Origin of the sequence: Bifidobacterium saimiriisciurei (assembly GCF_010667655.1) — a bacterium.
Taxonomy (GTDB): Bacteria; Actinomycetota; Actinomycetes; order Actinomycetales; family Bifidobacteriaceae; genus Galliscardovia; species Galliscardovia saimiriisciurei.
The window spans coordinates 83,395-104,036 of the sequence record NZ_WHZU01000009.1 but is presented as its reverse complement, the minus strand read 5'-3'; the positions used below and the strand labels follow the sequence as shown (position 1 = coordinate 104,036).

Below are 20,642 nucleotides of genomic sequence, written 5' to 3'. Positions count from 1 at the left end.
CAGGAATCAGTGAAGTTTACATACCCTGCCGAGCTGCCGGTAAGCGCGGCGAAGGACGAGATCGCCGAGGCGGTGCGCACCCATCAGGTGGTGATCGTCTCCGGACAGACGGGTTCGGGCAAGACCACGCAGCTGCCGAAGATCCTGCTGGAGCTCGGCCGCGGCACCCACGGCCATCAGATCGTGCACACGCAGCCGCGACGCATCGCCGCCAGGACCGTCGCCGAGCGCATCGCCTCGGAGATGGACGTCCGACTCGGCGACGAGATCGGCTTCCAGGTGCGGTTCACCGATGAGAGCTCGCCCAGGACGCGACTGCGCGTGGTGACCGACGGCATTCTGCTGGCGCAGATCCAGCGCGACCCGAAGCTCAGCGCCTACGACACCATCATCATCGACGAGGCGCATGAACGCAGCCTCAACATCGACTTCCTGCTCGGCTATCTCACCGCGCTGCTGCCGCAGCGACGCGACCTGAAGCTCATCATCACGTCGGCGACCATCGATTCGGTGAAGTTCCAGGAGCATTTCGCCAAGGCGCTGCATGCCGACGTGCCGGTGATCGAGGTTTCGGGGCGCACCTACCCCGTGCAGGTCGTATACGAGCCGTTGGGGTCGGCGCCCGCGCTCATGCATTATGTGCCGGGATTCGAGCGCTCCTCAGACGATGACGACGACGCCGACATGGACATGCCGACCGCCGTGGCGCGAGCCTGCGCCGAGCTGGTCATCCATTCGTCGCATGAGCCGGGGGCCCGAGACATCCTGGTGTTCGCGTCCGGCGAGCGCGACATCCATGACTTCGAATCGGCGCTGCGTCGTCATTTCGGCCAGCGCGCCGTGGACATGAACCGTTCGGACGCCATCGAGATCATGCCCTTGTTCGCGCGTCTTTCGGCGAAGGAGCAGCACCGGGTCTTCGAGGCGCATACGCATCAGCGCATCGTGTTGGCCACGAATGTGGCGGAGACGTCGTTGACGGTGCCGGGCATCCGTTATGTGGTCGATCCGGGCACCGCTCGCATCTCCCGGTACTCGAAGGCGGCGAAGGTGCAGCGTCTGCCGATCGAACCGATCAGCCAGGCGAGCGCCGACCAGCGTGCCGGCCGATGCGGCCGTGTGGCGGACGGCATTGCGATCCGTCTGTATGACCGCACCGACTATGAGACCCGCCCCCGGTTCACGGAACCGGAGATCCTGCGCACGGCGCTTGCCTCGGTGGTGCTGCATATGCTGTCGGTGGGTGTGGCCCGCACGGCGGAGGATGTGACGGGGTTCGGGTTCATCGATCCGCCGGATACGCGCGCGGTGGCGAACGGTTTCAACGATCTGACGGAGTTGCGTGCGATTTCGCGCTCCCGTGGCCGCGGCGACGTACGTCTGACGCATATCGGCCGTCAGCTGGCCCGGCTGCCCATCGACGTGCGTCTGGCCCGCATGGTGGTCGAGGCCGCGAAGGACACGCCGAACACGTTGGCCGCCGTGCTGGTGGTCGTCGCGTTCCTGAGCCTGCAGGATCCGCGCGAGCGTCCGGAGGACAAGCGCGAGGAGGCGGACCGCATCCATAACCGGTATGCGGATGAGTCAAGTGATTTCCTTACGGCGCTGAACATCTGGGACCGCTTCTTCCAGGCGGATGGCGAGACATCGCATTCGGCGTTGCGCCGGCTGTGCAAGGCCGAGTTCATGAACTATCCCCGTATGCGCCAGTGGCGTGACCTGTATCGTCAGCTCGTGCAGATGTGCCGGGAGCTGAAGTTCGAGGCGGGCGAGCCGTTGCCGTCGTCCCGTCCGCCGCTCGAGGTGCGTCAGTTGCCGATGAACCAGCAGGCGGCGCATTCGCTCACCTGCTCGTGGGATGCCGTGGGCATTCACAAGGCGATGCTCTCGGGTCTGTTGTCGAGCATCGGCATGCAGCAGGTGCGTGAGCCGAAGGCGTCGGATTTCGCCGGATTGCATGGGGCGGCTCGCGCACGGGCCATGAAACGTGCTCAGAAGCAGTCAAGGAACGAGTATCTGGGTTCGCGCGGCACAAGGTTCGCGCTGTTCCCCGCGTCGGCGGTGGCGAAGTCCACGCCGCAGTGGGTGATGGCCGCCGAGCTGGTGGAGACGTCGCGTCTGTGGGCACGTTCGGCGGCGGCAATCGATCCGGCATGGGCGGAGCCTCTGGCGGGAAGCCTCACCCGCACCACGTATGCGGAACCGCACTGGTCGGCGTCGAAGGGCGCGGCCGTGGCGAGCGCGAAGATTCTGCTGTATGGTCTGCCGATCGTGCAGGACAGGACGGTGCAGTGGGGAGCCATCAACCCGGTGGAGGCGCGTGATTTCCTGATTCGCGAGGGATTGGTCGCCGGCGAGGTGCAGCAGCGCTTCCCGTATGACGATTTCATCGACGACAACCGTGCGGTGCTGGAGGAGTCCGGCGAGGAGACGGCCCGTACCCGTCATATGGTCGACAGGGTGACGGACGAGGATCTCGTCGATTTCTATGATGCGAAGCTGCCGGCGGACATCACGTCGATGGCGAAGCTGGGCGCATGGTGGCGGCGGCACCATGACGAGGACCCGACGCTGTTGGACTTCGACCCGTCGAAGGTGGAACGTCTGGCGGAGGCCGAGGAGGTCAGTCTCGACGACTACCCCGACCATTGGCATACGTTGGGTTCGGACGGCTCCCCCATCGATCTCAAGCTCTCGTACGTATACGATCCGCAGGCCGAGAACGACGGCGTGACGGTGCATGTGCCGTTGAAGTTCCTTTCACGCATCTCCCCCGAACAGTTCACGTGGAATGTGCCGGGATTGCTCGATGAGCTGATCGTCGCGATGATCAAGTCGCTGCCGAAGGCGCTGCGCGTGCAGTTCGTGCCCGCGCCCGACACGGCGAGGAAGATCCGCGTGTGGATCGACGAGCACTACGATGCGCTGCCGGGATCGGGCGAGCAGGGTCGGCCGGCCTTGGCCCCTGTCGACGAGACGACCGGGGTGGCGCAGTGGCCCGATCTCAGGCATGTCTTCACGCAGGCGGCGATTCATGTGGTCGGCGCGCAACTGCACCCGGAGGTGTTCAACGAGGAGCAGCTGGCGCGTCTGCCCAAGCATGTGCGCATGACGTTCGTGGTCGAGAAGCCGGTTGCATCGCGCAATCGCCGCGGTCGGGGCCGCGGGCGCGGACCGCAGAGGATGACCGTGCTGGCGTCGTCGAAGTCACTGGCGGACCTGCAGGCGCGCTTCGCCGAGCAGGCGGCCGAGTCGGCGCGGCAGACGGTGAGGAAGCAGGCGACGAAGGCGGCGGACCAGGGCAAGGTGGTGCAGTCGGCGAATCTGCTGCACAAGGCCGGTGCCACGATGGTCTCGCGCTCGGCGATGCTGTGGAAGGCCGCATTGGATGCGCTGCGTCTGCCGGATGAGCGCATCTCCTCGCGTTGGCTGGGCGGTGAGGCGCTGATGCTGGCCTCCGCGCCGTATAAGAACACGAAGGACCTCGTGGAGGACCTGCAGCTGGCGGCGGTCAAGCGTCTGCTGCCGAACGTGGGGAAGATCAGGGACGACGCACAGCTGGCGGATGCGGTAGGCGATGTGACGCAGGTGTACGAGGACACGGTCTATCAGTTGGCGCGTGACGTGATCGCCGCATTGCGCCGCTATGCCGAGGTGGACAAGGCCGTCTCGGGCACGGCCTCATTGCCGCTGCTGTCGGTGCTGCAGTCGATTCGCGAGCATATCGGCGCGCTGGTCGTGCCGGGCTTCATCGGCGCGATGCCGCCGGATGCGTTGCGCTCGCTGGAACGCTATCTTCATGCCGACCTGCTGCGTTTGGAGAAGGCGAAGGCGAACAAGTCACGTGATGTGAATTGGGCGTGGGAGGTCGACGAGGCGCAGCGGCTCGTCGACAAGGCGCGCGAGCAGGCCGGCAAGCTGCCGGCGGGGCCCCGTCACGACGAGATGGCGGCCCGTGTGGAGAGGGCCCGGTGGATGGTCGAGGAATTCCGAGTGAGCCTGTGGGCCCAGGAGCTCGGCACGCCGAAGCCGGTGAGCCTCAAACGCATCACCAAGGCGTTGAAGGAGTAGTCCCGACGCCGGCACGGCGACCCCGTGACGATGTTGGATGATGGCAATTGGCCTCGGCCGTGTTTTCACACGGCCGAGGCCATCATGTTGTCCGCCCGTATCGTCAGCGGCGGCCGATGTTGTGGCGCAGGTTGCGTTCGGCGTGATGGGTGTGCTGGTCGTTCATGACGGCGAAGTTGATGCCGATGAGCAGTCCTCCTCCGACGAAGTTGCCGAGGATGACGACGATGATGGCAAGCACCTCCATGAGCGGATCGCCCACGCCGTGCAGACCCATGATGAGGAAGAGCACGGAGTCGGCGACGGAGTGCTCGAAACCGAGGTAGGCGAACACGAACACGGCGACCATCATGATGATGCACTTGGTGAAGTCGTTGACGATCTTGCCGTTGTAGCACATGAGCATGGCGATGTTGATGCAGAAGTTGCAGAAGATGGCGCGTACGAACAGGTCGGCGATGCCGAAGGCGCCCTGGGTGAGGTAGCCGGTCTTGGTGGCGACGGCGGCGACCATGACGGTGTAGATGTCGCCGCTGATGATGGTGGAGAAGCGCATGAGCGCGGCCACGACGAGTCCGCCGAGCAGATTGCCGACGAGGCACAGGCCGAGGATGCGCAGGCTGTGCAGCCAGCTGATGCGCTTGTGGTAGACGCCGATGGACACGATCATCATGTTCGAGGTGAGGAGCTCGGAGTTCGTGTAGTAGATGAGTACGAGAGCCCAGCCGAACGTGCAGGCGCCGAGCACCTTGCCGGCAAGCGCCATGGCGGGGCCGGCGGCGGCGAATGTGGCGCTGATGGCGAAGAACGCGGTGAAGAAGATGCCGACGAACAGACCGGCCATGAGGGCGCGCTGCATGTATTTGCTCACGAGGCGGCCGGTCATGGTCTCCTTGCTGTTGAGCACGTCAAGCACGGTGGAGACGAAGATGTTGCCGGGGAACAGCGGGTGGAGTTTGGGCGCGGCGCCGAGTGGGGACGCGGGAGCGGCCGCGGCCGGGGCGGCAGTGGCGGTCGCCGCGGTGTTGGCGGCGCTGTTGGCGGCGTCGGCTGCGGTCGCGGCGGCCGATGCGGCTGCCGCCGCCGCTGTCGCCGCTGCCGCCGCCGCTGCGGTCGCGGCTTCAGGCGCGGAGGTGGGGGCGGCTACGTTCGGGGTGGATGCTGTCGTCTGTTCGGGATTCGATGACATGAACTGTCTCTCTATTCGTGGATTGCTGTGATTTCCTCTGTATACCGTCTCCACGGTAATTCACGATGGTGTTTCCACGCGTCATGTTGCCGTGAGATTCCCCACACTGTGAGCTAGCCGACGTTATCGGGAGGATATACGACGAGAATCCCAATCAGAGGCCAGTCTCTCGGCATGGATTGACATGATCTGGTACGGATTGGATGGGTTTGTGGGTCTGTGATGGGAACGTCGAAAACCGTCTCCTTGTGAAGCGCTAGGCCCACTTTCCCGTTTTGCGATCGGACAGACCCACAAACTCCGGAAAAATAAAGGCCGCTCCATGCGTGCGGTATCGTCATGGGCAAAAACGAAGGCGTACAACAGTACGTCGAGTTTTTCCCATGGCGATAACGCTCCATGGAACGGACTTTTTACAGCTTGGGGAGGTAGTGCTGGAGTTCGTAGGGAGTAATCTGCCCGCGGTAGTCCTCCCATTCCTTGCGCTTGTTGCGCAGGAAGTAGCGGAAGACGTGTTCGCCGAGGACGTCGGCGACGAAGTCGGATTTCTCCATGATCTTCAGGGCGGTGTCGAGGGAGTCGGGCAGGGGCTCGATGCCCATGGCCTGGCGTTCCTCGTCGGTGAGCTCCCAGACGTCGTCACTGGTGGGTTCGCCGAGGGTCATCTGCTTGTCGACGCCGTCGAGGCCGGCGGCGAGGAGCAGCGAGTAGGCGAGGTAGGGGTTGGTGACGGGGTCGAGGGCGCGGAACTCCATGCGTGCGGAGTTGCCCTTGCCGGGCTTGTACTGCGGCACGCGAAGCAGCGCGGAGCGGTTGTTGTGGCCCCAGCAGATGTAGCTCGGTGCCTCGTTGCCGCCCCAGAGGCGCTTGTAGGAGTTGACGAACTGGTCGCACACGGCGGTGATTTCGGCGGCATGGTAGAGGATGCCGGCGGCGAACTGGCGCGCGGTGAGCGACATGTTGAATTCCTGGCCGGCCTCGTAGAAGGCGTTGGAGTCGCCTTCGAAGAGGCTGAGGTGGGTGTGCATGCCGGAGCCGGGATGGTCGGCGAACGGCTTGGGCATGAAGCTGGCGTGGATGCCGCGTTCGAGGGATATCTCCTTGACGACGGTGCGGAAGGTCATGATGTTGTCGGCCATGGTGAGGGCGTCCGCATAGCGCAGGTCGATCTCGTTCTGGCCGGGGCCGCCTTCATGGTGCGAGTATTCGACGGAGATGCCCATCTGCTCGAGCATGTTGACGGTGGCGCGGCGGAAGTCCATGCCGGGGCTGCGCGGCACGTGGTCGAAGTAGCCGCCTTCGTCGACGGGCTTGGGCGACTTGGACCAGTCGTCCTGCATCTCGAAGAGGTAGAACTCGATTTCGGGGTGGATGTAGAAGGTGAAGCCCTTCTCCTTGGCCTTGGCAAGGGTGCGCTTGAGCACGTGGCGCGGGTCGCCGAGGCTGGGCTCGCCTTCGGGGGTGAGCACGTCGCAGAACATGCGGGCGGTGCCTTGCGGGCCTCCTCGCCAGGGCAGGATCTGGAAGGTGGAGGGGTCCGGCTTGACGATCATGTCGTCTTCGGAGACTCGGGTCAGGCCTTCGATGGCGGAACCGTCGAAGCCGAGGCCCTCCTCGAAGGCGGCTTCGAGTTCGGCCGGTGCGATGGCCACGGACTTGAGTGTTCCGAGCACGTCGGTGAACCACAAACGAATAAAGCGCACGTCGCGTTCTTCGACCGTGCGCAAAGCAAACTCTTGCTGTCTGTCCATGTGTGCCATGGTTTCACGAGTTTGTTTCGTGTGCAGTTAACAGAGGCTCGCGTGTCGCATTGTGGACGAGAATGCGGGTATGGTGTTAGGGTCGGCCGTCCTGCGGGCGGCATGTCGATTCGTGTGGATTCTTATGTGAAGGAGTGTTGTTTCATGGCTGCGATTGGAATTCCCGCAATGTCGCGGGGTTCGGTCCCGTTCGGTGATGGTGCGGATGGCCCGCAGGAGCCTCCGGTGGTGTTGGATTGGATCGAGGCGACGAATCCGAAGGACCGTATGCTGATGGGCACGATCGCGCGCCGCCGAGCGCCGCTGGGCAGTCATGCGATGTGGCATCCGATGCCGAACCGGTCGGAGAAGCTTGATCTGCTGGAGGAGCAGTCGGCGATTCGCGTGCAGGAGCTGATCCCGCTGCGGTACGCGAGGATGAGCGTCTCGCCGTTCACGTTCTACCGCGGCACGGCGCTGATCATGGCGTCGGATCTGGCGCAGACCCCGGTCAGCGGGATTCCGGTGCAGTGCGTGGGCGATGCGCATATCGCGAATTTCGGCATCTTCATGTCGCCGACGCGTCATCTGGTGTTCGACGTGAACGATTTCGACGAGACGCTGCCCGGACCGTGGGAGTGGGATGTGAAGCGTCTGGTGACGAGCGTCGAGATCTGCGCGCGCGACCGCGGCTTCGACAAGGCGACGCGCCGCCGTGCGGTGCAGGAGTGCATCCGCTCGTATCACGCGTCGATGGACGAGTTCGCGCGGATGGATAACCTCGACGTCTGGTATGCGAATCTCGATGTGGAGAAGACGCTTCAGGAGTATACGAAGAACGGCATGCCGAGCAAGACGCTGCGCAAGGCGGTGAACAAGGCGCTGTCGAAGGATTCGAACCATGCGGCGCAGAAGTTCGGCGAGCTGGTCGACGGGGAGCCGCGCTTCCGTTCGGACCCGCCCGAGCTGGTGCCGATCGACGAGCTGACGGGATACGATCATGAGGGCCCGTTGGATGTGACGATCGAGACGTTGTTCAACCGGTACAAGGACAACCTGTATGCGGATCGCCGTCAGGTGCTGGATTCGTATCACCGTTACCATGATGCCGCCCGCAAGGTCGTGGGCGTGGGCAGCGTGGGCACGCGCGTGTGGGTGATGCTGCTTTCCGGCCGTGATGTGAACGACGCGCTGGTGCTGCAGATCAAGGAGGCCGAGGAGTCGGTGCTGGAGCGTTTCGTGGGCTGCAGCCGGTTCCGCACGCATGGCGAACGCGTGGTGCAGGGCCAGAAGGTCATTCAGACGACGTCCGACGTGCTGCTGGGCTGGACGAGCATGACGACGCCGGAGGGGCTGCGCAAGGACTACTACGTGCGTCAGCTGTGGAACGGCAAGGGGTCGATCGACCTGGACCATGCCGGCAAGGAGGGCATCATCAACACGGCCCGCATGAGCGCGTGGGCGTTGGCGCACGCGCATGCGCGCACGGGCGATGCTATGGCGATCAGCGCGTACATGGGCGACGACGATACGTTCGACAACGCGATTGTGACGTTCGCGAAGCAGTATGCCGATCAGAACGAGCTCGATTACGAGGTGTTCATGGACGCCATCAGGTCCGGCCGCCTGCCCTGCGCGAAGTAGCCGGGAAAGAGAATTGCCTTCGATGATGCGGAATCGGCCGTATCATCGAAGGCAATTCATATGTTTGCGATTACAGTATGGGCACTGTATGAGTTCCGTCAGGCGTTGGCGACCTCGAGCGCCTCCTCGAGGGTGAAGGCGCGGGCGTAGAGGGACTTGCCGAGGATGGCGGAGTCCACGCCGAGGCCGTCGAGCGTCTTGATGGCGCGCAGGTCGTCGAGGCTGGAGATGCCGCCGGAGGCGGTGACCTTGGCGTCGGTGCGTTCGGCGACCTCGCGCAGCAGTTCGATGTTCGGGCCGCTCATCATGCCGTCGCGGGCCACGTCGGTGACGACGTAGCGGGAGCAGCCGACCGAGTCGAGGAACTTCATGGTCTCGAACAGGTCGCCGCCCTCCTTGACCCAGCCGCGGGCGGCGAGGGTGTGGCCGCGCACGTCGAGGCCGACGGCCACGCGGTCGCCGTACTTCCTGATGACGTCGGCGGTCCATTCGGGGTTTTCGAGGGCGGCGGTGCCGATGTTGACGCGGGCGGCGCCGGCGTCGAGCGCGGCGTCGAGGCTGGCGTCGTCGCGTACGCCGCCGCTCATCTCGATGTTGACCTTGTCGCCGAGCTCGCCGACGATGGTCTTGAGCTGGGCGCGGTTGTCGCCGGTGCCGAAGGCGGCGTCGAGGTCGACGAGATGAATCCACCGGGCGCCGGATTCGACCCAGGTGCGGGCGGCCTCGAGCGGGCTGCCGTAGTCGGTCTCGGAGCCGGATTCGCCCTGACGCAGACGTACGGCCTTGCCGTCACGCACGTCGACGGCGGGAAGAAGGGTAAGCATTGGTTGTCCTTTCATCGGAAATGACGAGGTCGATGATGGGCGGGGATGGCCGACGGCCGTTGCATGCGCCGTGCCATTCACCCCATCCCACCGGCTGGTGCCGGACGCCTTCCCCTCAGGGGGAGGACGATATGCACGAGTCAGAAGGTGGCGATCCAGTTACGCAGGAGCTGGGCGCCGGCCTCGGCTGACTTTTCAGGATGGAACTGGGTGGCGCTGAGCGGGCCCTGCTCCACGGCGGCGACGAAGCGGCTGCGGCCGTATTCGCACCACGTGATGCGTTCGTCGCTTCCGGCGAGCACGCCGGCGTTCACGCCGTCGCCGGTCGGGTGGCTCACGGCGTAGGAGTGCACGAAGTAGAAGCGCTCGTTCTCGAGTCCCTTGAGGAGCCTGGAACCTTCGGCCGCCTCGACGGTGTTCCATCCCATGTGGGGCACCACGTCGGCGTCGAGCGGTTCGACCACTCCCCCGAGGTATCCGAGACCGTCGGCCGGCGTACCGCCTTCGACTCCCTGGGAGAACATCACCTGGAGTCCCACGCATACGCCGAGCACGGGCTTGCCGGCCGTGAGGCGCTCGTTGATGACGCGGTCGCCCCCCACGGTCTTCAGGCCCTCCACGCAGGCGGCGAATGCGCCCACCCCCGGGACGACGAGACCGTCGGCGTCCATGGCCTGACGGTAGTCGCTGGTCAGGGTCACGTCGATGTCGAGATTCGCCAGGGCGCGCACCATGGAGCGCACGTTGCCGAAACCGTAGTCGAACACCACTACTGAAGTCATGCTTCTGCCTTTCTTCCGGCGCTTGTGGCGCCGTTGCCGTCACGGCCGACCGGTCAGTCGACCTTCGATCCGCGGGTGGACCCGCCTCGTCCGAATTTCGTGTGCTTGGCGATGACGTTCAGGGCGTCGCCGCGCTCCATCGTGCCGGAGTCGACGATGGTGAGGTTCTGCCGTTCGAGTCCCGCCACGTCGATCGCGCCGATGAGCAGATCCTCGACGAAGTCGGGCGTGGACATGAACAGCACGGGGGGCGCGAACTGCGTGCCGGGCTTGCCGTTGACCCACAGGGTGGCCTCGAGCTTGTCGGCTCGGTTCACGGCCAGCACGGCGGAGAGACCGGAGATCACGGTGGTCAGGTCCCTTGCCGCGGCCTCGGGGCCGTCGCCGTCGACGTTGCGCAGCACCGCCACCGCGCCGGTGTCGGATGCAACGCACTGCGCGGAGATGTCGGAGAGCTGGCAGAACGCGGCGAGCAGGTCGGCGGCGCTCAGCTGCGTGATGAGCACGGCGGCCTTGGCCTTGTTGCCGAGCAGCCCCTGCAGTTCGGCGTCGAAGGAGTCCATGTCGTTGAGCTCGTCCTCGAATCCGGCGAGCGCGGCATTGATCTCCTCGTCGCTGAACGAGTCGGGGTCGCGGTCCGTGTTGTTGGGGTTGTTGGGGGTCTGGTCGCTCATAGCGATCCCTTCGTGCTGGGAATGAGGCCCTGGATTCGCGGGTCGGGTTCGACGGCGAAGCGCAGGGCTCGCGCGACGGCCTTGAACTCGGCTTCGGCGATGTGGTGGGGGTCTCGCCCGGCGATCAGCTGCAGGTGCAGGCACAGGCCGGCGTGCAGTGCGATGGATTCCATGACGTGGCGCACCATGGAGCCGGTGAAGTGACCGCCGATCATGGCGTATTCGAATCCTTCGGGCTCGCCGGTGCATACGGCGTAGGGCCGGCCGGAGATGTCGACGACGGCCTTGGCGAGGGCTTCGTCGAGCGGCACGGTGGCGTCGGCGAAGCGGCGGATGCCTCGCTTGTCGCCGAGGGCCTGCTTCAGGGCCTCGCCGAAGACGATGGCCGTGTCCTCCACGGTGTGGTGCACGTCGATATCGGTGTCGCCGTGGGCCTTGATGTCGAGGTCGATGAGCGAGTGCTTGCCGAGGGCGGTCATCATGTGGTTGTAGAAGGGCACGGAGGTGTCGATGTTCGTCTTTCCGGTGCCGTCGAGGTTCAGCGTCAGCTCGATGCTCGATTCGCTGGTCTCGCGTTTGATGGTGGCGGTTCTTGCCATGGTTCAGGCCTCCTTTTCGGCCGCTGCGAGCACTTCGACGAACGCCTTGCGGAAGGCGGCCATCTCCTCGTCGGTGCCCATGCATACGCGCAGCCAGCCGTCGGGGCCGACGTCGCGGATGAGCACGCCGCGCCTGAGCAGCTCGTTGAAGATGTAGTCGCGGTTGTCGAAGACGCCGAAGTACACGAAGTTCGACTCCGAGTGTGCCACGGTGAGGTTACGTCCCTTGTAGGTGAGCGTTTCGAGCCATGCGGCGGTCTGTTCGCGGGTCTCGCGCAGGTGGGCGACGGTGCTGAGCTGCTCGTCGGTGTGCTCGAGCGCGGCGAGGGCCGCGGCCTGGGTGACGGCGCTCAGGTGGTACGGCATGCGCACGATGCGCATGGAGTCGATGATGCCCTTGTCGGCGGCGATGTAGCCGACGCGGGCGCCGGCGTAGGCGAACGCCTTGCTCATGGTGCGGCTGACGGCGAGGTTCGGATGCTCGTCGATGAGGCTGACGGCGGAGGGCACGCCGGGCGTGCGGAACTCCACGTAGGCTTCGTCCACCACGAGGATGGGATGCACGCCTTCGGGCGCGCCGTCGACCCCGGCCTCCTCGCAGGCGGCGAGCAGGGTCCGGGTCTGGTCCATGGGCAGCGGGGTGCCGGTGGGGTTGTTGGGGCTGGTCACGAGCACCATGGCCGGCCTGACGTCCCTGATGGCGGCGACCGCGGCATCGATGTCGAGCGTGAAGTCGCCGTTGCGGGGCACGGTCACCCACTCGGTGAAGGTGTCGCGCGCGTATTCGGGGTACATCGAGTACGTGGGCGTGAAGCTCAGGGCCTTGCGTCCCGGTCCGCCGAACGCCTGGAAGAGCTGGAGCATGATCTCGTTGGAGCCGTTGGCGGCCCACAGCTGTTCGACGGCGAGGCGCGTGCCGGACTCCTTGGCGAGATAGTCGCTGAACGCCTTGCGCAAGGCGATGTGCTCGCGGTCCGGGTAGCGGTTGAGCGTCGGGGCGATCTCGCGCACGCGCCGGGCGATGGTGTCGACCACGTCGGGCGCGGGCGGGTACGGGTTCTCGTTGACGTTGAGGCAGACGGGAACGTCGAGCTGGGGGGCGCCGTACGGCTCCTCGCCCCGCAGGTCGTTGCGCAGCGGCAGGCTCGCGGGGATGGCGTTGCTGGTGGTCTCGCTCATCGAAGACCCGCTTCCTTCTCCTGCTCACGCAGGGTGGCCTTGTCGTACGGGTCCTTGACGAAGCGGGACAGCACGCATTCGCCGTGGGCGGGCAGGTCCTCGGAGACGGCGAACGCGTTGATGCGGGCGGCCAGGGCCTTGAGGCCCTCCTCGTCGTATTCGATGACCTCGACGGGCTTCATGAAGGTGTGCACGCCGAGTCCGGCGGCGAAACGGGCGGTGCCGCCGGTGGGCAGCACGTGGTTGGAGCCGGACATGTAGTCGCCGAGCGGGACCGGCGAGTAGGGTCCGCGGAAGATGGCGCCGGCGTTCTTGATGCGCTTGACCACGGCGTCCGCGTCGGCGGTCTGGATTTCGAGGTGTTCGGCGGCGTAGGCGTTGGCGGCGTCGATGGACTGGTCGAGGCCGTCGGTGAGCACGATGGCGGACTGGGTGCCGGAAAGCGACGTGTGGACGCGTTCGGCGTGCTCGGTCTTCGGCACGCGGTAGTTGAGGTTCTCCTGCACCTTGTCGGCGAGTTCCGGAGAGTCGGTGAACAGCACGGAGCCGGCGAGCTCGTCGTGCTCGGCCTGGCCGATGAGGTCGGCGGCCAGCAGGCTGGGGTTGGCGTCCTTGTCGGCGATGATGCCGATTTCGGTCGGTCCGGCGACGGCGTCGATGCCCACGAATGCGGAGACGAGGGACTTGGCGGTGGCCACGAAGATGTTGCCGGGGCCGGTGATCTTGTCGACCGGGTCGCACAGCACGTCGCCGTCCTGCGGCTCGGATCCCTTGGCGCCGTACGCGAACATGGCGATGGCCTGTGCACCGCCGACGGCGTAGACCTCGTCGACGCCGAGGATGGCGCAGGTGGCGAGGATGGTCTTGTTCGGCAGTCCCTCGGCGTCATCGCGGGCCGGGGGCGTGGCGATGGCGAGCGATTCGACGCCGGCGGCCTGGGCCGGGACGGCGTTCATGATCACGGACGAGGGGTAGACGGCCTTGCCGCCGGGCACGTAGAGGCCCACGCGCTGGATGGGGATCCAGCGTTCGGCCACTCGGGCGCCGGGGGCGAGATCGGTGTGGAAGTCCTTCGGCACCTGGCTGGCTGCCACGGCGCGGGCGCGACGCACGGACTCCTCGATGGCGGCTCGGACCTCCGGGTCAAGGGTGTCGAGGGCCGCGGCGATGGCCTCGGCCGGCACGCGCAGGTGCTTCGGTCGCACGTGATCGAACTTCTCCTCGAAGTCGCGCAGGGCTGCGGCGCCGCGCTCCTTCACATCGTCGAGGATGGGGCGCACGAGGTCGGTCGCCTCGGAGGTGCCCATCGCGGCGCGCGGCATCGCGGCCAGCAGTTCGGCTCGGCTGAGGCTCTTGCCTCGCAGGTCAATGATTCGCATAATGTTCTCTGCCATGCTCACGATGGTAAGAACCGCCAATGACGAAAACGACCGAATCGCGCAACCTGTCTCACACTTCGGAGACGAAAAGGCCGTCCGGCCCATCGGGGCGCGGACGGCGGGGCGAAACGGCCGACGGGAAACCGGAAGTCAGCCCTTCCACCAAGGGCGAAGCGGATACCAGTCGCCCATCGGATGGCCTTCGCGGTCGGGCTTGACGGCGAGGAACTGGTGCACCTGGATGCCGTCGAGCTCGAAGTTCAGCGCGCATGCGGCGAGGTACAACCCGTACACCTTGGCCCGTTCGAAGCCCACCTCGGCCACCTCGGCGTCCCAGTTGGCCCTGAGGTTGCGGTTCCAGTTGTGCAGGGTGAGCGCGTAGTGCTGCCGCAGGTTCTCCTGATGCACCACGTTGAAGCCGGCGTCGTGGATGCGCGACTCGATGAAGCCGGGCGAGGCGAGGTCACCGTCGGGGAAGATGTAGCGGTCGAGGAACTCGTCGGTTCCGGGCCTGCCGTTCGGACGGTTGTGGCTGATGGTGATCTGGTGGTTGAGCAGCCTGCCCATGGGCTTGACGAGCTTGAACATCTCGTTGAAGTAGTGCTGGTAGTTCTTGGCGCCCACATGCTCCATCATGCCGATGGAGCATACGCCGTCGAAATCGCGCTCGGGAACCTCACGGTAGTCCATCACGCGCAGTTCGGCGAGGTCCTCGAGGCCTTCGCGGCGAATCCACTCCTGTCCGTATTCGATCTGCTCTCGTGAAAGCGATACGCCCAGGGCCTTGATGCCGCGCTTTGCGGCGGCGATGACCATGGAGCCCCATCCGCAGCCGATGTCGAGCAGACGCTGGCCGGGCTTGAGGTCGAGCTTGTCGAGCACGAGGTCGAGCTTGCGCTGCTGCGCCACGTCGAGGCTGGTGTCGGGTGTGTCGAACACGGCGCAGGTGTATGTCATCGACGGTCCGAGGAAGCGCGAATAGAACTCGTTGGACAGGTCGTAGTGGAAGCTCACCGTCTCGGAGTCGGCCTTCTCGGTGTGCGGGATGAGTCCGTGCGTGATGCGTTCGAACTTGGACGGCCCTTCGGATTCGGGCACCTCCACCTTGTGCACGCCGTGGCTGAGCACGGCCGCGGCCACTTTGGCCAGCTCGGCCGGCGTGGGCTTGCGCAGGTACGGCGACAGGGCGATCAGCTGCCGCAGCTGCGGATACGGGTCCGCGTAGTCGATGCCCTTGATGTCGAAGTAGCCGAGGATGTACGAACGGGCCACGCCGATCTCGTTGGGGTTGCGCACCAGCTGGTGCATCATCTTCGGACTGGTGATGGATATCTCCAGATCGGCCTTGGCCCGGCCGAACGTCGATCCGTCGAACGCGTCGATCCTCACCGGGGCGTCCTCGTCAAGGAAGACGCCGATCATCTCGCTTACTTTCATGGACTTGCCGTAACCCATTGCCATCGCCCCTTTTCAAGAAAACGGCTCATGAAATCATTCGCATCGGTATTCGATCACACAGCAGTGTAGTCCGCTCACACCGCCGTCATGAGCACGGAAACCCGAATGATGGAACATTGTTACGCATGTTCATCGTTGGGCGAAAACCAATCGACGCATCGCGCCGGATCGTCGGATTCGGGCGGTCGTCCCGATTCAGACGAACACCATCTGGACGAGCACCATGTAGAGGATGGTGCCGCCGGCGATGGACAGCAGCATGTTGCGCTTCCACGCGTGCAGCGCGACGATCGCGGCCATGGCGATGAGCTCGGGGATGCCGTGGCTGCCCGTCATGGGCGAGACGTCCTTGAGCGAGTACACGACCAGCAGGCCGGTCATCGCGTACGGCAGCACCTTGCCGAGGTATTCGATGAAGCGCGGCGGCTCCTTCGACTCGGGGAACAGCAGGAACGGCAGGAATCGGGTGAGGATGGTGCCCAACGACACCACCGCAATGGTCAGTACGCTCTGCAGCACGGTCATCGTCATGCCGTCGCCTCCATATCCTCGGCATCCTTCACGGCATCGCCGACGCTCCCATCGCCCTTCGGCCGCGGATCGTCGAGGTACGGCCGCAGCAGGACGAACAGCACGAGCATGAGCACCATCGAGGGAATCATGAACCGGTCGGGCCCGAGCACGATGAGGCATCCCAATGAGGCGAGCACCCCCACCATGGCGGGAAGATGCCGCTTCTCCCCCATCCACTGGTCGAGGAAGATGACGAGGAACAATGCGGTGAGCACGAATTCGATGCCCTTGGTGCTGAACGGCAGCAGACCGCCGACGAGCCAGCCGAGCGCGGTGCCGCCGATCCAGTACCAGCGGTTGAGCAGGTTCACGAACAGCATGAACCATCCCCTGTCCACGTCGTCGGGGATGTGCGCCGACGAGTTGATGGCGAAGCTTTCGTCGCACATCGCGAAGATGAGGTACGGCTTCTTCCATCCCATGTTCTTGTATTTGCCGAGCATCGACAGTCCATAGAACAGATGCCTTGCGTTGACCATCAGCGCCAGCATGAACGCGGCGAGGGGGTCGAACGCGCTGAGCAGCAGGTTCACCGTGACGAACTCCATCGACCCTGCGAAGATGAAATACGCCATGCACACCGGATAGAGGAACGCGAAGCCCTTGGCATGCATGAGCAGACCGTACGAACAGCCAAGGAACAGGAAGCCCGCGGCGATGGGCAGGGTGAGCGGGAACGCGGTCCGGAACGCCTTGCCGACGACTCCCGGTTGCGACGGTGAATGCACGGGAGCTCCTTTCTCTTCCTTCCGTGGAACAACCCGATTCATGATAATCCCATGGAGGACAAGGTCGTCGTACATGTCCATCGGGCCACCGACCGCAGGACGGCGGCCCGATACCGTCCCTACGCGGCGGCGAGGCAGGCCGGCCCGAAGACCGTCTTGATCTCGCCGAACAGGGAGGTGTCCCTTCGTACGCGGAAGTTGTCGCCGAAGGTGAGCATCGTGGCCCCGCCCTTGGCGTCGGTCACGGCGAGCCGCACCTCGCAGTAGCCCGGATGCTGGCGCAGGATGCGGGCGAGGGCCTCCACATGCGCCCTGTCGATGGCGGTGGCCGGCAGCATGATGACCAGCGTGCGCTCGTCCTCGGCCTCGAGCGTGGGCACCTCCATCTCGGAGGCGCGCAACGACACGGTCTCGTCGCGGACGTCGACCATGCCTCGGATGCGCACGACCGTGTCGAGCGCCATGTCGGCCGCGGAGGACTCGTAGGCCTTGCCGAAGAACATGCACTGGATGGAGCTCTCCAGATCCTCGATGGTGACGATGGCCCAGGGGTTGCCCTTCTTCGACACACGTCGGTCGATGTTGGTGATCAGTCCGGCGAGCGTCACCTGCTCGCGGTCCGGCATCGTCGGCGCGCGGTCGATGAGCTGGGCGATGGACATGTCTCGCAGTCCGGCGAGCACCGAGCTCATGCCGCTGAGCGGATGGTCGGAGACATACAGGCCGAGCATCTCGCGTTCGAAGTTGAGCTTGGTCTTCTTGTCCCATTCCTCGATGTCGGGGATCTGCACGTCGGCGTCGCCCATCACGTCGTCGCCATCCGCGTCGTCGTCGCCGAGGCCGGCGAACAGGTCGAACTGGCCTTCGGCCTCCTTGCGTTTGAGCGGCACGATCTGGTTGATGGCCGTCTCGTGGATCTGGAACAGGGCGCGGCGGTTCGGGTCGATGGAGTCGAAGGCGCCGGCCTTGATGAGCGATTCGACGAGGCGGCGGTTGAGCGCGGTCAGCGGCACGCGCTTGATGTAGTCCATGAAGTTCACGAACCTGCCGTGGGAGCCCTTGCGCTCGGCGATGATGTCCTCCACGGCCTTCTCGCCGACGTTGCGGATGGCGCCGAGGCCGAAGCGCACGACGTCGCCGACTGCGGAGTACTCGTACACGGATTCGTTGACGTCCGGGGAGAGCACCTGGATGCCCATGCGCCTGGCCTCGCCGAGGTACAGTGCCGTCTTGTCCTTGTTGGTGCTGGCGCCCTGCAGCAGCGCGGCCATGAACTCCGTCGGATAGTGGGTCTTGAGGTAGGCGGTCCAGTAGGAGATCAGGCCGTATGCGGCGGAGTGCGCCTTGTTGAACGCGTATCCGGAGAACGGCACGAGGATCTCCCACACGGCCTCGGCGGCCTCCTCGGAGTAGCCGTGCTCCTTCATGCCGGCGAAGAACGGGATCTTCTCCTTGGCCAGCACCTCCGGCTTCTTCTTGCCCATGGCGCGCCTGAGCACATCGGCCTTGCCCAGGGAGTAGCCCGCGAGGATTCGCGCGGCGGACTGCACCTGCTCCTGGTAGATGATGAGGCCGTACGTCTCGTCGAGCACCTGCTTGAGCGGCTTCTCGAGCTCGGGGTGGATGGGCACGATCTTCTGCAGACCGTTCTTGCGCTTGGCGTAGTTGGTGTGCGAGTCCATGCTCATGGGGCCCGGACGGTACAGGGCGATGAGTGCGGAGATGTCGTTGAAGTTGTCGGGCTTGAGCGTCTTGAGCAGTGCGCGCATGCCGTCGGAATCGAGCTGGAACACGCCGAGCGTGTCGCCGCGGGAGAGCAGCTCGTACGTGGCCTTGTCGTCCAGGGGGATCTTGGTGTAGTCGAGTGTGCCCTTGCCGTTGTGCTCGATGTTCTTGAGCGTGTCGCGGATCACCGTGAGGTTGGAAAGCCCTAGGAAGTCCATCTTGACCAGACCCAGCGTCTCGCAGGTGTGGTACTCGAACGTGGTGGTCACCGTGCCGTCGGTGCGTTCCAGCAGCGGCGACGTGTCGGTGATCGGCTCGCTTCCCATGATGGTGGCGCAGGCGTGCACACCGGTCTGGCGGATTAGGCCCTCGATGCCCATGGCCTCCTCGGTGATGCGCTTGACGTCCGGGTCGGAATCGTAGAGCTCGCGGTATTCCCTCGCCTCGGCGTATCGCTTGGCGCCGGGGTCGAAGATGTCGTGCAGGCTGATGTCCTTGCCGCCGGTCGCGGCGGGCGGCAGCGCCTTGGTGACGCGCTCGCCCATCGAGAACTCGTAGCCCATGATGCGTGCGGAGTCCTTCAGTGCCTGCTTGGTCTTGATGGTGCCGTAGATCACGCACTGCGCCACCTTGTCGTGGCCGTACTTGTCGGCCACGTAGTCGAGCACCTTCATACGGCCCTCGGGGTCGAAGTCGACGTCGATATCCGGCAGGGAGACGCGTTCGGGGTTGAGGAACCTCTCGAAGATCAGGCCGTGTTCGAGTGGGTCGAGCTCGGTGATGCCCATGGCGTAGGCGACCATGGCGCCTGCAGCGGAGCCTCGGCCGGGGCCGACCATGATGCCGTGCTCCTTCGCCCAGTTGATGTAGTCGGAGACGACGAGGAAGTAGCCGGGGAACTGCATCTGGCAGATCACGCCGCACTCGTAGTCGGCCTGCTTGGAGACCTCGACGGGCACATTGCCCTCGTAACGCTTCTCCAGGCCCTCCTCGACCTTCTTGAGGAAGAGCGAGGTCTCGTCCCAGCCTTCGGGGCAGTCGAACCGCGGCATGAACGCGCCGTCCTCGCCGTCGTCGAACATCACGTTGCAGCGTTCGGCGATCTCCAGCGTGTTGTCGCATGCCTCGGGCAGGTCGCGGAACAGTTCGCGCATCTCCTCGGCGGATTTGATGTAGTAGCCGGAGCCGTCGAACTTGAAGCGGTCGGGATCGTCGAGACGCGAGCCGGAGTTGATGCACAGCATGGCGTCCTGGGCGCCGCGGTCCGCCTCCAGCACGTAGTGGGAGTCGTTCGTGGCGAGCAGCGGGGCGTTCAGCTTCCTGGCGATGGTCAGCAGGTCCTCGGTCACCTGGGTCTCGATCTTCAGACCGTGGTCCATGAGTTCGATGTAGAAGCTGTCCTTGCCGAAGATGTCCTGCAGCTCCCCCGCCGCGCGCAGGGCCTCGTCGAACTGGCCGAGCCTGAGCCTGGTCTGGATGATGCCGGATGGGCATCCGGAGGAGGCGATCACGCCTTTGGAGTAGGTGGCGAGCACCTCCTTGTCCATACGCGGATAGCGCATCACGCGACCTTCGAGGTTGGCCACGGAACTGGCCTTGGTGAGGTTGACGAGTCCCTCGTCGTTCTCCGCCCACATGGTCAGGTGGGTGATGAGGCCGCCGCCGGAGACGTCGTCGCGGCGCTGCGCCTCGGTGCCCCAGTGCACGCGGGACTTGTCCTGTCGGGCGGTCTCCGGGGTCACATATGCCTCGATGCCGATGATCGGCTTGACGCCGGCCTTCACTGCGGTGCTCCACATCTCGTAGGCGCCGTGCATGTTGCCGTGGTCGGTGATGCCGACGGCGGGCATGCCCAGTTCCTTGACCCGGTTCACCAGATTCGGGATCTTCGAGGCCCCATCCAGCAGGGAGTAGTGGGTGTGGTTGTGAAGCTGCACAAAGTTCTTCGCCGGTTCAGTCATACGTTCCACCATACCTCACGCCCTGCTGGAGGCATGGCGGCGGGTGGACGGGGCATCGGCCGACGGACCGGCGCCATGGTCCGCCGGCCGATGTGGACGGACGGTCACGTTTGTCCA

14 protein-coding genes are annotated in these 20,642 nt (G+C 65.0%); 2 read left to right on the top strand and 12 right to left on the bottom strand.

Features of this window, described 5'->3' with window-relative positions; all coding sequences use genetic code 11:
• The first annotated feature begins 9 nt into the window (after positions 1–9).
• Positions 10–4,071 (top strand): ATP-dependent RNA helicase HrpA, encoded by a 4,062-nt coding sequence (gene hrpA, locus GFD18_RS06835; RefSeq protein WP_404801618.1) that lies wholly within the window; start codon positions 10–12, stop codon positions 4,069–4,071.
• Positions 4,072–4,174: 103 nt separating this feature from the next.
• Here the strand turns inward: hrpA and GFD18_RS06830 are convergent, their stop codons facing one another.
• Positions 4,175–5,260, bottom strand: a complete 1,086-nt coding sequence (locus GFD18_RS06830) for a formate/nitrite transporter family protein (protein WP_163199607.1) — start codon at positions 5,258–5,260, stop codon at positions 4,175–4,177.
• 413 nt (positions 5,261–5,673) lie between these two features.
• Entirely contained in the window at positions 5,674–7,011 is a 1,338-nt protein-coding gene (glnA, locus tag GFD18_RS06825) for a type I glutamate--ammonia ligase (RefSeq protein WP_100509792.1), read from the bottom strand.
• A gap of 177 nt (positions 7,012–7,188) precedes the next feature.
• On the opposite strand from glnA, the gene GFD18_RS06820 reads away from it, so the two are divergent.
• A complete protein-coding gene (locus GFD18_RS06820) occupies positions 7,189–8,643 on the top strand; it encodes a DUF2252 domain-containing protein (RefSeq protein WP_163199807.1) in 1,455 nt (484 codons plus the stop codon).
• A 98-nt stretch (positions 8,644–8,741) separates the two neighbouring features.
• On the opposite strand, the gene priA is transcribed toward GFD18_RS06820, so the two are convergent.
• From priA to dnaE, 10 genes are all read right to left on the bottom strand, one after another.
• Positions 8,742–9,467 carry a bifunctional 1-(5-phosphoribosyl)-5-((5-phosphoribosylamino)methylideneamino)imidazole-4-carboxamide isomerase/phosphoribosylanthranilate isomerase PriA gene (priA, locus tag GFD18_RS06815; protein WP_163199604.1) on the bottom strand — a complete coding sequence of 242 codons (726 nt, stop codon included), beginning with the start codon at positions 9,465–9,467 and terminating at the stop codon, positions 8,742–8,744.
• Positions 9,468–9,607: 140 nt separating this feature from the next.
• Positions 9,608–10,249, bottom strand: a complete 642-nt coding sequence (hisH, locus tag GFD18_RS06810; RefSeq protein WP_163199602.1) for an imidazole glycerol phosphate synthase subunit HisH — start codon at positions 10,247–10,249, stop codon at positions 9,608–9,610.
• A gap of 53 nt (positions 10,250–10,302) precedes the next feature.
• Complete coding sequence (locus GFD18_RS06805) at positions 10,303–10,923, bottom strand: hypothetical protein (RefSeq protein WP_163199600.1); 621 nt, start codon at positions 10,921–10,923, stop codon at positions 10,303–10,305.
• Entirely contained in the window at positions 10,920–11,522 is a 603-nt protein-coding gene (gene hisB / locus GFD18_RS06800; protein WP_163199598.1) for an imidazoleglycerol-phosphate dehydratase HisB, read from the bottom strand. Before hisB ends, GFD18_RS06805 begins: the two co-directional genes overlap by 4 nt.
• A 3-nt stretch (positions 11,523–11,525) precedes the next feature.
• Positions 11,526–12,701: a histidinol-phosphate transaminase gene (locus GFD18_RS06795; protein WP_163199596.1), complete on the bottom strand. Its 1,176-nt coding sequence runs from the start codon at positions 12,699–12,701 to the stop codon at positions 11,526–11,528.
• Positions 12,698–14,095, bottom strand: coding sequence for a histidinol dehydrogenase (gene hisD / locus GFD18_RS06790; protein WP_163199595.1), 1,398 nt, complete (start codon positions 14,093–14,095; stop codon positions 12,698–12,700). Before hisD ends, GFD18_RS06795 begins: the two co-directional genes overlap by 4 nt.
• A gap of 135 nt (positions 14,096–14,230) precedes the next feature.
• A complete protein-coding gene (locus tag GFD18_RS06785; protein WP_163199806.1) occupies positions 14,231–15,535 on the bottom strand; it encodes a class I SAM-dependent methyltransferase in 1,305 nt (434 codons plus the stop codon).
• 198 nt (positions 15,536–15,733) lie between these two features.
• Positions 15,734–16,069: a branched-chain amino acid transporter permease gene (locus tag GFD18_RS06780; RefSeq protein WP_163199593.1), complete on the bottom strand. Its 336-nt coding sequence runs from the start codon at positions 16,067–16,069 to the stop codon at positions 15,734–15,736.
• Entirely contained in the window at positions 16,066–16,839 is a 774-nt protein-coding gene (locus GFD18_RS06775) for an AzlC family ABC transporter permease (RefSeq protein ID WP_318644427.1), read from the bottom strand. The genes GFD18_RS06780 and GFD18_RS06775 overlap by 4 nt, the downstream gene beginning before the upstream one ends.
• A gap of 119 nt (positions 16,840–16,958) precedes the next feature.
• Positions 16,959–20,525 (bottom strand): DNA polymerase III subunit alpha, encoded by a 3,567-nt coding sequence (dnaE, locus tag GFD18_RS06770; protein ID WP_163199589.1) that lies wholly within the window; start codon positions 20,523–20,525, stop codon positions 16,959–16,961.
• Positions 20,526–20,642: the final 117 nt, after the last annotated feature.

Bases quoted from the DNA above. Each gene is read 5' to 3' on its own strand.
- hisB (WP_163199598.1), bottom strand. From the start codon at position 11,522: ATGGCAAGAACCGCCACCATCAAACGCGAGACCAGCGAATCGAGCATC.
- GFD18_RS06805 (WP_163199600.1), bottom strand. From the start codon at position 10,923: ATGAGCGACCAGACCCCCAACAACCCCAACAACACGGACCGCGACCCC.
- priA (WP_163199604.1), bottom strand. From the start codon at position 9,467: ATGCTTACCCTTCTTCCCGCCGTCGACGTGCGTGACGGCAAGGCCGTA.
- GFD18_RS06785 (WP_163199806.1), bottom strand. From the start codon at position 15,535: ATGGGTTACGGCAAGTCCATGAAAGTAAGCGAGATGATCGGCGTCTTC.
- GFD18_RS06795 (WP_163199596.1), bottom strand. From the start codon at position 12,701: ATGAGCGAGACCACCAGCAACGCCATCCCCGCGAGCCTGCCGCTGCGC.
- GFD18_RS06820 (WP_163199807.1), top strand. From the start codon at position 7,189: ATGTCGCGGGGTTCGGTCCCGTTCGGTGATGGTGCGGATGGCCCGCAG.
- dnaE (WP_163199589.1), bottom strand. From the start codon at position 20,525: ATGACTGAACCGGCGAAGAACTTTGTGCAGCTTCACAACCACACCCAC.
- hisD (WP_163199595.1), bottom strand. From the start codon at position 14,095: ATGGCAGAGAACATTATGCGAATCATTGACCTGCGAGGCAAGAGCCTC.
- GFD18_RS06780 (WP_163199593.1), bottom strand. From the start codon at position 16,069: ATGACGATGACCGTGCTGCAGAGCGTACTGACCATTGCGGTGGTGTCG.
- GFD18_RS06830 (WP_163199607.1), bottom strand. From the start codon at position 5,260: ATGTCATCGAATCCCGAACAGACGACAGCATCCACCCCGAACGTAGCC.
- hisH (WP_163199602.1), bottom strand. From the start codon at position 10,249: ATGACTTCAGTAGTGGTGTTCGACTACGGTTTCGGCAACGTGCGCTCC.
- glnA (WP_100509792.1), bottom strand. From the start codon at position 7,011: ATGGACAGACAGCAAGAGTTTGCTTTGCGCACGGTCGAAGAACGCGAC.